Source organism: Pseudomonas sp. TWR2-1-1 (assembly GCF_049897045.1).
Lineage (GTDB): Bacteria > Pseudomonadota > Gammaproteobacteria > Pseudomonadales > Pseudomonadaceae > Aquipseudomonas > Aquipseudomonas versuta.
The window spans coordinates 798,329-812,154 of record NZ_JAFCVM010000001.1; the positions used below are offsets into that span (position 1 = coordinate 798,329).

General features: G+C 56.5%; 13 protein-coding genes and 1 pseudogene. 7 read left to right on the top strand and 7 right to left on the bottom strand.

The window, feature by feature from the left end:
* The first annotated feature begins 17 nt into the window (after positions 1–17).
* Positions 18–1,208: a 2-methylaconitate cis-trans isomerase PrpF gene (gene prpF / locus ACP7BO_RS03825; protein WP_426208684.1), complete on the top strand. Its 1,191-nt coding sequence runs from the start codon at positions 18–20 to the stop codon at positions 1,206–1,208.
* Between the two features lie 254 nt (positions 1,209–1,462).
* Here the strand turns inward: prpF and pyk are convergent, their stop codons facing one another.
* Positions 1,463–2,914, bottom strand: coding sequence for a pyruvate kinase (gene pyk / locus ACP7BO_RS03830; protein ID WP_060691069.1), 1,452 nt, complete (start codon positions 2,912–2,914; stop codon positions 1,463–1,465).
* 156 nt (positions 2,915–3,070) lie between these two features.
* Between pyk and ACP7BO_RS03835 the strand changes: the two genes are divergently transcribed.
* The 3 genes from ACP7BO_RS03835 to sbcB all read left to right on the top strand — a co-directional run bounded on the left by ACP7BO_RS03835 (position 3,071) and on the right by sbcB (position 5,525).
* Positions 3,071–3,448: a tetratricopeptide repeat protein gene (locus tag ACP7BO_RS03835; RefSeq protein ID WP_073508836.1), complete on the top strand. Its 378-nt coding sequence runs from the start codon at positions 3,071–3,073 to the stop codon at positions 3,446–3,448.
* 182 nt (positions 3,449–3,630) lie between these two features.
* Positions 3,631–3,990 carry a PilZ domain-containing protein gene (locus ACP7BO_RS03840; protein ID WP_426208687.1) on the top strand — a complete coding sequence of 120 codons (360 nt, stop codon included), beginning with the start codon at positions 3,631–3,633 and terminating at the stop codon, positions 3,988–3,990.
* 89 nt (positions 3,991–4,079) lie between these two features.
* The gene (sbcB, locus tag ACP7BO_RS03845) at positions 4,080–5,525 is read left to right on the top strand and encodes an exodeoxyribonuclease I (protein WP_397455989.1); all 1,446 of its coding nucleotides are present in this window, start codon (positions 4,080–4,082) and stop codon (positions 5,523–5,525) included.
* An 81-nt stretch (positions 5,526–5,606) separates the two neighbouring features.
* On the opposite strand, the gene mvaT is transcribed toward sbcB, so the two are convergent.
* Positions 5,607–5,984 (bottom strand): histone-like nucleoid-structuring protein MvaT, encoded by a 378-nt coding sequence (gene mvaT, locus ACP7BO_RS03850; protein ID WP_003442624.1) that lies wholly within the window; start codon positions 5,982–5,984, stop codon positions 5,607–5,609.
* A 348-nt stretch (positions 5,985–6,332) separates the two neighbouring features.
* On the opposite strand from mvaT, the gene purU reads away from it, so the two are divergent.
* Both purU and ACP7BO_RS03860 read left to right on the top strand, forming a co-directional pair.
* Complete coding sequence (gene purU, locus ACP7BO_RS03855) at positions 6,333–7,181, top strand: formyltetrahydrofolate deformylase (protein WP_060691072.1); 849 nt, start codon at positions 6,333–6,335, stop codon at positions 7,179–7,181.
* 114 nt (positions 7,182–7,295) lie between these two features.
* Positions 7,296–7,493: a hypothetical protein gene (locus tag ACP7BO_RS03860; RefSeq protein ID WP_426208690.1), complete on the top strand. Its 198-nt coding sequence runs from the start codon at positions 7,296–7,298 to the stop codon at positions 7,491–7,493.
* Positions 7,494–7,500: 7 nt separating this feature from the next.
* On the opposite strand, the gene ACP7BO_RS03865 is transcribed toward ACP7BO_RS03860, so the two are convergent.
* From ACP7BO_RS03865 to ACP7BO_RS03880, 4 genes and pseudogenes are all read right to left on the bottom strand, one after another.
* Positions 7,501–8,268, bottom strand: coding sequence for a DUF2334 domain-containing protein (locus ACP7BO_RS03865; RefSeq protein ID WP_426208692.1), 768 nt, complete (start codon positions 8,266–8,268; stop codon positions 7,501–7,503).
* The gene (locus ACP7BO_RS03870) at positions 8,261–9,373 is read right to left on the bottom strand and encodes a glycosyltransferase family 4 protein (RefSeq protein WP_397455992.1); all 1,113 of its coding nucleotides are present in this window, start codon (positions 9,371–9,373) and stop codon (positions 8,261–8,263) included. The genes ACP7BO_RS03865 and ACP7BO_RS03870 overlap by 8 nt, the downstream gene beginning before the upstream one ends.
* A gap of 130 nt (positions 9,374–9,503) precedes the next feature.
* Complete coding sequence (locus ACP7BO_RS03875) at positions 9,504–10,343, bottom strand: methyl-accepting chemotaxis protein (protein WP_397457201.1); 840 nt, start codon at positions 10,341–10,343, stop codon at positions 9,504–9,506.
* Between the two features lie 18 nt (positions 10,344–10,361).
* A pseudogene (locus ACP7BO_RS03880) lies at positions 10,362–11,393 on the bottom strand (HAMP domain-containing protein); the annotation flags it as partial.
* Between the two features lie 195 nt (positions 11,394–11,588).
* Here ACP7BO_RS03880 and ACP7BO_RS03885 point away from each other — a divergent pair.
* The gene (locus ACP7BO_RS03885; protein ID WP_397455993.1) at positions 11,589–13,061 is read left to right on the top strand and encodes a helicase HerA-like domain-containing protein; all 1,473 of its coding nucleotides are present in this window, start codon (positions 11,589–11,591) and stop codon (positions 13,059–13,061) included.
* Between the two features lie 49 nt (positions 13,062–13,110).
* Here the strand turns inward: ACP7BO_RS03885 and ACP7BO_RS03890 are convergent, their stop codons facing one another.
* Positions 13,111–13,569, bottom strand: coding sequence for a DUF721 domain-containing protein (locus tag ACP7BO_RS03890; protein WP_060691077.1), 459 nt, complete (start codon positions 13,567–13,569; stop codon positions 13,111–13,113).
* Positions 13,570–13,826 lie beyond the last annotated feature (257 nt).

The window sequence follows — 13,826 nt, forward strand, 5'->3', positions numbered from 1 at the left end:
CTAAGGGGAACAGTGTTATGGCCTATGCAGCGCAAATCAAAATCCCTGCGACTTACATGCGCGGTGGTACCAGTAAAGGCGTGTTTTTCAGTCTGCTCGACTTGCCCGTCGTGGCTCAGGTGCCGGGCGCGGCCCGTGATGCCCTGTTGTTGCGGGTGATTGGCAGCCCGGACCCGTACGAAAAGCAAATTGACGGCATGGGCGCGGCGACTTCCAGCACCAGCAAAACCGTGATTGTCAGCAAAAGCCTGCAAGACGATCATGATGTCGACTACCTGTTTGGCCAGGTGTCGATCGACAAGCCGTTCGTAGACTGGAGCGGTAACTGCGGCAACCTGTCGGCGGCCGTCGGTTCGTTTGCGATCAGCAGCGGTCTGGTGGATGCGGCGCGTCTCCCGCACAACGGCACGGCCGTGGTGCGTATCTGGCAAGCCAACATTGGCAAGACCATCATTGCCCATGTGCCGATCACCGACGGCGCGGTTCAGGAAACCGGCGACTTTGAACTTGATGGCGTGACCTTTCCTGCCGCCGAGGTTCAGCTGGAGTTCCTTGACCCGGCTGCAGACGAGGAGGGCGCAGGCGGTTCGATGTTCCCTACCGGCAACCTGGTTGATGACCTCGAAGTACCGGGGGTCGGCACCTTGAAAGTCACCCTGATCAACGCAGGTATCCCGACCATATTCGTCAATGCACAGGCCATCGGTTATACCGGTACGGAATTGCAAAACGACATCAACAGCGACCCGAAAGCACTGGCCATGTTCGAAACCATTCGAGCCCATGGTGCGCTGCGCATGGGGTTGATCGACAGGCTCGAAGAGGCTGCCAAACGTCAGCACACGCCCAAGGTGGCCTTTGTTGCCGGGCCGACCGATTACGTGTCATCCAGCGGCAAGCCGGTGCCTGCACAGAGCGTCGATTTGCTGGTGCGGGCATTGTCGATGGGCAAGTTGCACCACGCGATGATGGGGACTGCAGCGGTCGCGATCGGCACTGCAGCCGCGATCCCGGGCACTCTGGTTAACCTTGCGGCGGGTGGCGAGTTGCGCAGCGCCGTGCGTTTTGGGCATCCATCGGGCACCTTGCGGGTCGGCGCGCAAGCGCAGCAAGTCAATGGTGAATGGACCGTCACCAAAGCCATCATGAGCCGCAGCGCGCGAGTCTTGATGGAAGGTTGGGTGCGGGTGCCGGGCGATGCCTTTTAACGGCCGTTGCTGAAACGGCAGGCATAAAAAACCCCGCATCGCTGCGCAATGCTGTTCACCTAAACGGCTGCTATTTCAACTGTAGGAGCGAGCTTGCCTCGCGATGGTCTCGAAAACGCCGTGTTTAACCTGTAAACACGGCGTTTTCATTAACAATCATCGCGAGACAAGCTCGCTCCTGCAAAGGCAGGGTTTACTTCTGTGAACAGCTTTGCGCATCGCTGCGGGGTTTTTTAGTTCAAGTCCTGTGGGACTTAAACCATTTTGTCGCCGACATGCAGAATCTTCATGCCGTTGGTGCCACCGATGGTGTGGTAGCTGTCGCCCTTGGTCAGGATGACCCAGTCGCCATTTTCTACGACGCCACGCTTGAGCAGTTCGTCGATAGCAGCCTGGCTGACTTGTTCTGGCGGCAGTGAAGCCGGGTCGAACGGCACGGTGTAAACGCCACGGAACATGGCGGCACGGGCCTGGGTTTCACGGTGCGGGGAGAACGCGTAGATCGGCACCGAGGAACGGATGCGCGACATGATCAACGGCGTGTAACCGCTTTCGGTCAGAGCGATGATCGCCTTGACGCCAGGGAAGTGGTTGGCGGTGTACATGGCCGCCAGCGCAATGCTCTGGTCACAGCTTTCGAAGACTTTACCGATGCGGTGGCTGGAGGTTTTGCTGGTCGGGTGCTTTTCAGCGCCGACACAGATCCGTGCCATGGCTTGTACCGCTTCCAGCGGGTAAGCACCGGCAGCACTTTCAGCCGAGAGCATCACGGCGTCGGTGTAGTCGAGAACGGCGTTGGCAACGTCGGACACTTCGGCGCGAGTCGGCATCGGGTTCTGGATCATCGACTCCATCATCTGGGTCGCTACGATTACCGCTTTGTTGTGGCGACGTGCATGCAGAATGATTTTCTTCTGAATGCCCACCAGCTCGGCATCGCCGATTTCAACGCCCAGGTCGCCACGGGCAACCATGACTGCGTCACTGGCCTTGATCAGACCGTCGAGGGTTTCGTCATCCGCTACGGCTTCAGCGCGTTCAATTTTCGCGACCAGCCAGGCAGTACCGCCCGCTTCGTCACGCAGTTGACGGGCGTATTCCATATCGGCGGCGTCGCGTGGGAACGACACGGCCAGGTAGTCGACTTCCATTTCGGCAGCCAGCTTGATGTCAGCCTTGTCTTTTTCAGTCAGGGCCGGTGCGGTCAGACCGCCACCACGACGGTTGATGCCTTTGTGGTCAGACAGGGGGCCACCGATCAGCACGGTGCAGTGCAGAGCGTCATCGGTAGCGGTGTCTACGCGCATCACGACACGGCCGTCATCGAGCAGCAGCTCGTCGCCGACGCCGCAGTCTTTGACCAGATCCGGGTAGTCGATCCCGACTACTTGCTGGTTGCCTTCGGTCAACGGATGGCTGGTGGAGAAGGTGAATTGATCACCGACCTTCAGCTCGATCTTCTTGTTGGCGAATTTGGCGATGCGAATTTTCGGGCCTTGCAGGTCACCCAGCAGGGCAACAAAGCGGCCATGCTTGGCAGCGATTTCACGCACCAGCTTGGCACGAGCCTTATGCTCATCCGGGGTGCCGTGGGAAAAGTTCAGACGGGCGACGTCCAGGCCAGCGAGGATCAGCTGTTCCAGCATCTCCGGTGAATTGCTGGCAGGGCCAAGTGTGGCAACGATTTTAGTTCGACGAACGGACATGCAAAGACTCCTGAGTTCAAGCGCAGCCAAAGGCTACTATGGTCTTTGGCTGTAGTCATTGTTCCTCTGCACTACTTTCGACTTAAGTTGTGGTGCATGGCAAACGTCAAGAATTTACCCGCTGGGCCGATACACTGTTCAGGACAGGAGATGCCCATGCGATTTTTACTGGTTTTGTTGATGGTCGGGAGTGTGTCCGGCTGCACCCGCTGGTCGATGAATCACCACCTCAATAGTGCCTACCGTGCTTATGACCGGGGCAACTGCGAGGCGGTGATGCTGGAATTGTCCGAGGTTGACCGCGAAAGCCGCAGTCGCCCGTACATCTGGCCGCAGACCGCCATGTTGCGCGGGCTGTGTCTGGAGCGGACGAAGTTCTATCTGGACGCCGCACAGACTTACCAATACATCATCAACGAGTTCCCCAAGAGCGAGTATGCCTATCGGGCCAAGGCGCGGATTGAGACCTTGCGCATTCTGAAGTTCATCCCAAGCTCCGGCTTTGTTCCGGCGTTACCGGCAACTATTCAATGATGCGTGAAATGGCAGATGGCTATCTGCCATCTATTTACTATTATCTGAGCGTGTTTAACTATTTTTGCTTAACCGGGGCCCAAACTTTTTGCAGCGCTGTTTATCGGCGAACAATTGAAGTCCGAGGGCATTTCAAGCAGTAGCGGGGTCATGCTTAATGACTTTTCATAGTGATATTCATCATGGTTACTGAGCGCCGCATCGAGCGTCATCAATTGGCGTATTTCTTGAGTGTGTTCAATCGGTTCACGGACAAGCCCATTGGCTATCTGGGCAATGTGTCCGAAGGCGGGTTGATGCTGATCAGCCGTTTGCCAATTTTGGTGGGGGCCGATTTTGAACTTCGGCTCAAGCTTCCTGACTCTAATGGTTGCCGGCAAGTCATTGATCTGAGGGCGCGTTGCCTGTGGTCTCACGAAGACACCACGCCGTCCTTCTTTGACACCGGTTTTATTCTGTATCAACCGCCAGAGGAGTACGGGGCGCTGGTCAGTGCCTTGCGCCAATACTTCAGCTTTCACCCGTTAGAGGCATCTGCATGACCTCCAATGCGCGCCGCAGACTTCGCAGGGCTGGTCTTGCCCGGGTTTGAACGCCTAGACTTGCGGGGTCTACTGCTCAGGAACACCCCGTGACCTCTATTTTTTGGTACGACTACGAAACCACCGGTATTAACCCGCGCTGCGATCGAGCGGTGCAGGTTGCCGGTATCCGCACTGATGTCGACCTCAATGAGATTGATCAGCCGCTCAATCTGTATTGCCAGCCCAGCGACGATATTCTCCCTCACCCCATGGCTTGCCTGATCACCGGCATCACGCCTGGTCGCCTGGAAGACAAGGGCCTGGGCGAGGCTGAATTCATGACCCGCACCCACGCTCAACTGGCGATGCCCGGTACCTGTGGCGCGGGCTACAACTCTTTGCGTTTCGATGACGAGGTCACACGATACAGCCTGTACCGCAACTTCTTCGATCCTTACGCACGGGAGTGGCAGGGCGGTAACAGTCGCTGGGATTTGATTGATGTCGTGCGAGCCGCTTATGCCCTGCGTCCGCAAGGTATCGTCTGGCCTGAAGAAGACGGGCGAGTGACCCTCAAGCTCGAGCGGCTGACGGCGGCCAATGGCATTGATCATGGCCAGGCCCATGACGCTTTGTCCGATGTTCGGGCCACGATTGCACTGGCGCGGCTGATTCGCGACAAACAGCCCAAGTTGTATGAGTGGTTATTCAAGCTGCGCACCAAACAACGGGTGCTTGATCAAGTTCGGTTATTGCAACCGATGCTGCATATCTCGGGGCGTTTTTCGGCGGCCAGGCATTATGCGGGTGTGGTATTGCCGCTGGCATGGCATCCGCAAAACCGCAATGCGCTGATTGTCTACGATCTGCATTTTGATCCTCAGCAATTACTGGACATGGATGCAGAGTCTTTGCGCCAGATGCTCTATACACGCCGCGAAGATCTGGCTGAAGGTCAGCAGCCAATTGCGCTCAAATTGATACACATTAATCGTTGTCCGGTGGTGGCGCCCTTGAATGTAGTGCGGGCGCAGGATCAAGAGCGCTTGCAAATGGACATGGCGCTATATCAATCACGCGCCGCCACGCTTATAGAGGCTCAGGAAGTTTGGCAGGATAAGTTATCCACTATTTATGGCAAGGAAGACTTCACCCCCAGTGACGACCCCGAGCAACAGTTGTATGACGGTTTTCTGGGCGAGCGTGACCGTCGGCTGTGTGAGCAAGTGCGGCTCAGCGATCCAGAGCAATTAGGGCGCGATACTTGGCCTTTTGATGACGAGCGGTTACCTGAATTACTCTTTCGCTACCGTGCCCGAAACTTTCCCCATACCTTGAGTGTGCAAGAACAAGAGCGTTGGCAATTATTCTGTCAGCAGCGTTTGACCGATCCGGCCATGGGCGCTCCCCTGACCCTGGATGATTTCAGCCGTGCCGCTCAAGAGCTTTCTCGCAGTGCCAAGCCCGCCCAGTTGAAGCTGCTCAATGAATGGCAACACTATGCCCAGAGCCTGCGTCGGCGTGTGGGGATGGATGCGCAGACCGATAGTTGACGGTAAATAGAAGCCAATAAAAAACGCCAGCAAGCTGGCGTTTTTTATTGGCGGTGCACAGCAGCGCACGCGCGGGGGTATTTAGTCGAGCAGAGTTGCCCAGCCTTCAACTACATCGCCGCCCCACTTGGCTTTCCACTCTTTCAGCGTCTTGTGGTTGCCACCTTTGGTTTCAATCACTTCGCCGTTATGTGGGTTTTTGTATTGTTTAACCTTACGGGCACGTTTGGTGCCGGTGGTTTTAACAACACCGCGGGGTGCTTTGCTTACTTTGGCTTCCGGATCCAGAAGGGCGATAATATCGCGCAGCGATTTTTGGTATTCGCCCATCAGCGTACGCAGTTTGCCTTCGAATTCCAGCTCAGTTTGAAGTTTGTCGTCTTCCGACAGGTTTTTCAGGCGAGCTTGCAGTTCTTTGATAGCTTCTTCTGTTGCACGGTATTCGTTGATCAGGGACATGAGGATAACCTTATGTTGGAAAGGGTTTACAGGGATACAGTGGCGCAATAATAGTCAGACAGTTACAGCAAGTAAATATGCCAGCCCCGATTAATTCTAAAATTTAATTAATAACATTCTGACGTTCCTATATGAACGCTATTAAATAAGGCGATGTCAGGTGAATGTTAAAAATGATTAATAAATGTCTGGGTTCACCAATAAAAACCCTGGAACCCTTGCTATGGAGGGCGGTCCTGGCAGGCTATGCGACCTATGGACACGCACAATAAGCCTCAAGGAAGACTGTCGTTTTGCTGCGCACTCGCTAGAATGGCGGCCTTAGTAAAGTTCTGGAGTTTTACCCTGATGCGCACTTTTCGGTTGGTGATCGCCTGCCCCGACGGCGTTGGCATTGTTGCCAAGGTCAGTAATTTCCTGGCCTCACACAACGGCTGGATCACTGAAGCGAGCCACCACTCGGATGATCAAAGCGGCTGGTTCTTTATGCGTCACGAGATTCGTGCCGATTCCCTGCCATTTGGACTTGAAGCTTTTCGTGAGGCATTTGCCCCGATCGCCGAAGAGTTTTCAATGGTGTGGCGCATTACCGATACAGCACAAAAAAAGCGCGTGGTATTGATGGCCAGTCGCGAATCCCATTGTCTCGCAGACTTGCTGCACCGCTGGCACAGCGATGAACTGGACTGTGATATCTCGTGTGTCATTTCCAACCACAATGACTTGCGCAGTATGGTCGAGTGGCACGGCATTCCTTTTTACCATGTGCCGGTTGACCCGAAAGATAAAGAACCCGCGTTCGCCGAAGTCTCGCGTCTGGTCAAACATCATGATGCCGAGGTCGTTGTACTGGCGCGCTACATGCAAATCCTGCCGCCCGATCTGTGCCGCGAATATGCTGGCCAGGTCATCAATATTCACCACAGCTTCCTGCCTTCGTTTGTGGGTGCCAAGCCGTATCACCAGGCTTCCCTGCGTGGTGTAAAGCTGATTGGCGCAACCTGCCACTATGTGACCGAAGAGCTGGACGCAGGACCTATCATCGAGCAGGACGTGGTGCGTGTCAGCCACAGCGACAGTATTGAAGACATGGTGCGTTTCGGTCGTGATGTCGAGAAGATGGTGCTGGCCCGTGGCTTGCGCTATCACCTCGAAGATCGGGTGCTGGTGCACGGCAATAAAACCGTAGTGTTCTGATGCCGCAATGGATTACAGGGGCCGGTAAGCCGGCTCCTGTATCGCAGTCTTCATTCAGCAGCAGCGATTACCGGACGGTTAGCGCAACACAAAGCCTTTCAAAGGATTTTTGCCATGACCGATCCGTTCGATAAAGCCACTTCCACCGCCCCTGCAACCTTGGGTGAAGGCTGTTTAAGCCGCTACGACCCACAAGCGTTGAGCCCGCAGGACGGCACAGAATTTTCTGATGCGCGCGCCTTGTGGCTGGCGTTGCACCCGCAACTTCCAGCAGAACCCTCGCCGGATACGAGCTCGCCAACGGATACCTGAGATCAATTCATGCTGGCGACGTGCTTGCGGGCGCAGCTAAAGAGTCGAGCCATGCGCTTTTGGTAACGGGCCTGCGGCCGTCGTCAATCAGGCGCTTGAGGGTTTCAAGCCAGTAATCGCGGGAAAAGCGATGGCGCATATCGACAGGATGCAGCCCCAGTCGTATCAACGGTGCATTTTGCCAATGCCGCTCGCGCAGATCGCACACCACTTTTGACAGCCCCCGGCGCCATGCACTGCCAGCACTCCAGACCAGCCCCGGCGCATCAATGGCTGTAAACCCGGGCAGGCGGTAAAGGTGCTGCGTATCACTGGTGTAACTCAAGGGAAATTGGCGCAGGGCCTGGCGTGTACCTTCGCTCATTAACCAGGCGGGGGCGACAAAGCCGCGCACCGGCCATTGATAGCGCTCAAAAACCTCAAGACCACTTTGTAGCCTGCTCAGCGCCTGCGCTTGGGACAGCTGGTAAAACTCGCCCTCCCAGGTATACACCCTGCGCATGAACCACTCTTTTGGAGTGCGCGGCGCAGGCATGTCGTCGCTGTGGAAATAACCGTGGAGTACCAGTTCGTCACCCTTGGCGACGCGGGCGTCGAGCATTTTGCGCAAGGCGTCGGCACCGGCCAATGAGTTGCAATGATGAAAGTCCGGAACCACCAGCCAGGTGATCGGGATGGAGCCGATTGCATCCACGGCCTCGACAAAGGGCTGATAGTCGGGCCAGGTTTGCGGGGCCACATCATGCAGTACCAGAGCCACGCCCCGATCAGACATGGGCAGGCACCGCCTGGTGGGTGCCGGTCAAGGCGTGATAATGAACCAGCAAGTCCTGTACGACGCGATCCCATGAATAGTGCAGTTCGGCTCGTTGACGTGCCTGACGCCCCAGTTGGGCCGGGTTATTGGCAAACAGCTCACGTACGGCGTTGGCCATCGCCTTAGGGTTGTTCGGTTGGCACAGCAGGCCCACTTCATCGTGCACGATTTCCCTGAACGCCCCGGCGTCCACGGCCACCACCGGAATGCCGCTGGCCATGGCTTCGAGAATGACCAGGCCAAAGGTTTCCTGATCACCGGCATGCACCAGCGCATCGGCACTGGCCATGAGGCGGGCCAGCTGAGTCGCCGGGCAAAAGTCGTCGATGACGGTGACGTTATCCGGTACCAGTGTTGGCATTTGTGAGCCCACCAGCAACAGGTGCCAGGCATCACCCAAATCGCGCATGCAATCGAGCAGAACGGGGAGGTTTTTTTCTTTGGAGCCGCGCCCGGCAAAAATCAGTAGATGGGCGTCAGGCTCTATCTGCAGCTCTGCGCGTAGATCGGGATCGCGATGCTGAGGGCTGAAGGTCTGTAAATCGACGCCCAGGGGTTGTACGAATACATTGTCCACGCCCAGGCCAATGAGTTTGTTCGCCATGATCTGGCTCGGGGCCAGGACCCGGTCGAAATGCCGGTACAGCCGGCTGACATACGCTTCTACATTGGGTGTTAGCCATTTACCCATACGGTTGCGCACCAGCAGTGGCAGATCGGAGTGATAAAAGCCGATGACCGGAACATCAAGTTGGCGTCGGGCATCGAGTGCGGCCCAGGCAGTGAGGTAGGGGTCGCCGACTTCGATCAGGTCCGGTTGCAGTTCTTGCAAAATATTGCACCAGGGCGCCAGGCGGATCGGGAAACGAAAGCCGCCACCAAACGGTAGGGCTGGAGAGGGGACCTGGTAAATGCCGTCGTGTTCCGTCCGGTTACTGCCGGGCACCAATAGACTGTGACGGGTATCCGGCAAACGGCTCAGACGTCGGTGTTTGGCATCCAGATAAGTGCGCACGCCGCCACTGGCGGGTGCATAAAACATGGTGATGTCAGCAATATGCACGGCCTTGAGCCCTTTAAATGTCTATCGTCCATGGGGTTGACCCTAATGGATGATAGATGTTCGCAGGAATTGAGCCGGGCAAAACACCGCGTAATCCTCAAGTGGGGGTTACGCGGTGAGAGCAGGGTGCTCAGATGCGGAAACTGCCCACCAGTTGCTTGAGGCGCGCGGCTTGCTGTTCAAGGTCTGCACAGGCGCGCAGGGTTGACTGAAGGTTTTCTACACCTTCCTGGTTCAGGGTGTTGATCTCGGTGATGTCCATGTTGATCGACTCGACCACCGAAGTCTGCTCCTCGGTGGCTGTCGCAACGGACTGGTTCATGCCGTCGATTTCGCCAATGCGCTCGGTGACGCTGATCAGGCGTTCGCCTGCCTGGTTAGCGATTTGTACGCTGTCCTGGCTGTGACGCTGGCTCTCTTCCATGGTGCTCACCGATTCGCGTGCGCTGATCTGCAATTCCTCGATCATTTTCTGTACTTGTTGCGCCGACTCCTGGGTGCGGTGAGCCAGGTTGCGCACTTCATCTGCAACCACGGCAAAACCGCGGCCGGCTTCACCGGCACGGGCGGCCTCAATCGCGGCGTTGAGTGCCAGCAGGTTGGTTTGCCGGGAAATGCTGGTGATCACTTCAAGAATCTGGCCTATATTCACTGTCTTGTTGTTCAGTGATTCGATATGACCGCTGGACGTGCCGAGCATTTGCGACAGTTGCTGCATCGAACCGATGCTGCGCTCAACCACTTGCTGGCCCTCTTCGGCCAGGCCGCGAGCGTCGCTGGCCTGATGTGACGCCTGGGCTGCGTTGCGGGCGATTTCCTGGGCTGCTGCGCCCAGTTCGTTGATCGCGGCTGCGACGCTGTTGGTACGGCTTGCCTGTTCATCGGAGTTGAGCATCGATGAGTTGGAAGCGCTGACCACCCGCAGGGCGACCTCGTTGACCTGTTCGGTAGCCGACGATACTTCGCTCATGGAGGTGTGAATTCGCTGAACAAAGCGGTTGAAAGCGCTGCCCAGGGTGCCGAATTCGTCGTTGGACTCAACCACCAGGCGACGGGTCAAGTCACCTTCACCCTCGGCGATGTCCTGCATGGCACGTGTCATAACATGCAGCGGTTGTAACAGCAGGCGAATCAACAGCCCGAGCAGGGCGATGATCGAGACCACCGCAATGCTGGTAGCAATGATCGCCGAAGTGCGGAAAGTGCTGAGCATCGCGAAGGCTTGTTCTTTATCTATCGACAGACCGATATACCAATTCACTGAGCCCAGCCCTTTGACCGGACTGAATGTCACGACGCGTGTTTTGCCATCGGCTTCGGTTTCGCTGATGTCTGTGCTGATCGACGGCGTATTTTGCGGGTAAATGTCCTTCAGGTTCTTGGACACCAGATTTTTGTCCGGATGGACCAGGATTTTACCGTCCGCGCTGACCAGAAAGGCGTAGCCCATACCGTCAAAATTCAAGGTGTTGATGCTGTCAGCGATGGTTTTCAGGGTCAGGTCAGAACCGACAACCCCCAGGGTTTGCCCGGCCTTTTTCACGACGGTGCCGATGGAGATAATCATCTGGCCGGTGACAGCGTCTATATAAGGTTCGGTCAGGCTTGCGCCGCTGCTATTGAGTGCATCCTTGTACCAGGGCCGCGTGCGGGCATCGAAGCCCTCAGGCATCTTGCTGTCGGGTCGAATGGTAAAGCTGCCCTGGCTATCGCCAAAGTAGACCGCCATAAACGTGCTGCTCAGGGCTTTTTGTTCCAGCAGGCTGGCCACTTGAGAGGGATCTGAGGCAATAGCGACCGACTCTGCAAGGTTTTCAGTGAGCAGTATCCGGCCTCCCAGCCAGGTTTGAATGTTATTGGCTGTGACGCTACCCATTTCGTGCAGGTAGTTATCCAGATCGTTGCGAATGGCATTGCGCTGCAAGTAATCGTTGTACAGCGTAAATAGCGAGAAGGCGGCTATTACGATCAGGGACGCGGCAAGCAGGATTTTATGACTGAAACGCAGGTTTTTATTCATGGCTTGAAGGGTCCGCTAAGGTCTAAAAGTTTGAGGCCTACTCTGTAGAAAACGCGCACTCTACAAATAACGGTCAGAACCTGAACGAGTTCTATATTTGTCTGGGCGGTTTCCTACGCTAAATCCGGTTTTATCTGGTCTAGCATTAACGATGTATCGACTCGTAATCGCGAAAGATTAATGAATGGTGGAAAAATGCCTGACACTTCTGCTCTTGTTCTCGGTGCCGACCTTGCCGGTCAGCCCATCGCCCAGTCTTTGCGCCTGGCCAATCGCCATGGCCTGGTGGCAGGCGCCACGGGGACAGGTAAAACCGTCACCCTTCAGCGCTTGGCCGAACAGTTCAGCGATGCTGGCGTAGCCGTGTTTGCGGCTGATATCAAGGGCGATCTTTGCGGCCTGGGTGCGGTCGGCAACCCTCAAGGCAAAATCGCGGAACGGATTGCCGGCATGCCCTGGCTCAATTATCAGCCCAAGGCTTATCCGGTTACTTTGTGGGACATACAGGGCAAGACAGGTCATCCATTACGCACAACATTGAGTGAAATGGGGCCGTTGCTGCTGGGCAGTCTGCTGGAGCTGACTGACAGTCAGCAGTCGGCCCTGTATGCCGCTTTCAAGGTGGCGGATCGCGAGGGGTTGTTGTTGCTGGATCTGAAAGACCTGAAAGCCTTGCTCAATCATTTGCGTGACAACCCGCAAGTGCTGGGGGATGACGCGGCTCTGATGACCACCGGTTCCAGCCAGGCATTGCTGCGTCGTCTGGCAACGCTTGAGCAGCAGGGTGCCGAGGCTTTGTTCGGTGAGCCTGCGCTGCAACTTGAAGACATTCTGCAGCCGACCGCCGATGGTCGCGGCCGGATCCACCTGCTTGATGCCAGCCGCCTGGTGCATGAAGCGCCCAAGGTTTACGCAACATTCCTTTTATGGTTGTTGGCGGAGCTTTTTGAGCAGTTGCCGGAGCGTGGCGATGCTGACAAGCCGTTGCTGGCGCTGTTTTTCGATGAGGCGCACTTGCTGTTTGCCGACACGCCCAAGGCATTGCAGGACCGGCTTGAGCAGGTGGTGCGTCTGATTCGTTCCAAAGGTGTCGGTGTGTACTTTGTCACACAGTCGCCAGCGGACTTGCCCGACACAGTGCTCGCACAATTGGGGCTGAGAATTCAGCATGGACTGCGGGCCTTTACCTCTAAAGAGCAGAGATCATTACGGGCCGTTGCGGATGGATTCCGGCCCAACCCGCAGTTCGACGCGCTGGCAGTGCTGACTGAGCTGGGCACAGGCGAGGCGTTGGTGGGGATGCTTGAAGATAAAGGTACGCCGGCCATGGTTCAGCGAGTATTGATTGCACCGCCGCAATCGCGGATCGGCCCGCTGACCGAGGCTGAGCGGGCGGCCTTGATCGCCAGCTCACCTTTACTGGGGCGCTATGACAAACCGATTGACCGGGAGTCTGCCTACGAAGTGTTGATGGCCCGCAAGGGCGTAGCGCCGCAGGAGCAGGCCGCGCCCCACGAGCCGGGCCTTCTGGATCAGGCCGGGGACTTCCTGGGGACTACGGCAGGCAAGGCATTGCAATCAATGGCGCGGCAGGCGGCGAGCCAGATGGGGCGTCAGTTGGTTCGCGGATTGCTGGGCTCGTTGCTGGGTGGCAGCAAACGCAAGTAGTCGCTGCCGAAGGCTGCGAAGGGGGGGCGCGGCAAATATTTTGTATCGGTTACTGAGGCTTTGGCTTGGCGTGACTCGCCAATCGCTCAAGGGCGGCACGCAGAGCCGGGTCGCTGATCCCGTCGGCCGTTGCCTGGATGGTTTGTGCTGCATTGACCGAAAGGTCGAGCGTATGTCCGGCCACTTTGGCCAATACCGTGGGCGGCTGCACCTTGAACAGAATCCGGGTCAGGCTGGCGAACTCATCAAACGCCTGCAATTGGCGTTGCAGACGCTTTTGCTGATAACGCAGGCGAGTGGCCCAATGGCCATCCGTCACGATCAACAACAGGCTGCCTTCGCGCCATGACGCTACGTGGCAGTGCTCACGCGCCGCCGGTTGCAGCTGGCTTTCAAGAAGGCGTTGCAAATGCGCCAGGCGCTTGGCATGGCCAAAAATGGCTTTTAGGGGCTTGGCCTCGCGGAGCAGAACGGAGGGTGCCCGTGCTGGGTGTGGGCGAAATGCCATGTTCAGACACCTGAGAAAACAGAGCCGCAATATTAGCAGAAACAGCCTGTTTCACTCGATATGATCCTGATTTGCAAAACTTTATTTGCAAAATCAATGAGTAACTTCTGCTCATCAAGGGTTGAAGTTCAGTAAAAAGCCCTTATTTTAATGAGGCCCCGTCACAACGCTGCACCAGTATCGTGGAATAACGCCACTTTCCTCACCGACGTTTCCGGGTAGAATGCTCGCTCGCATGCGGCCATCAGGGCTGCTCG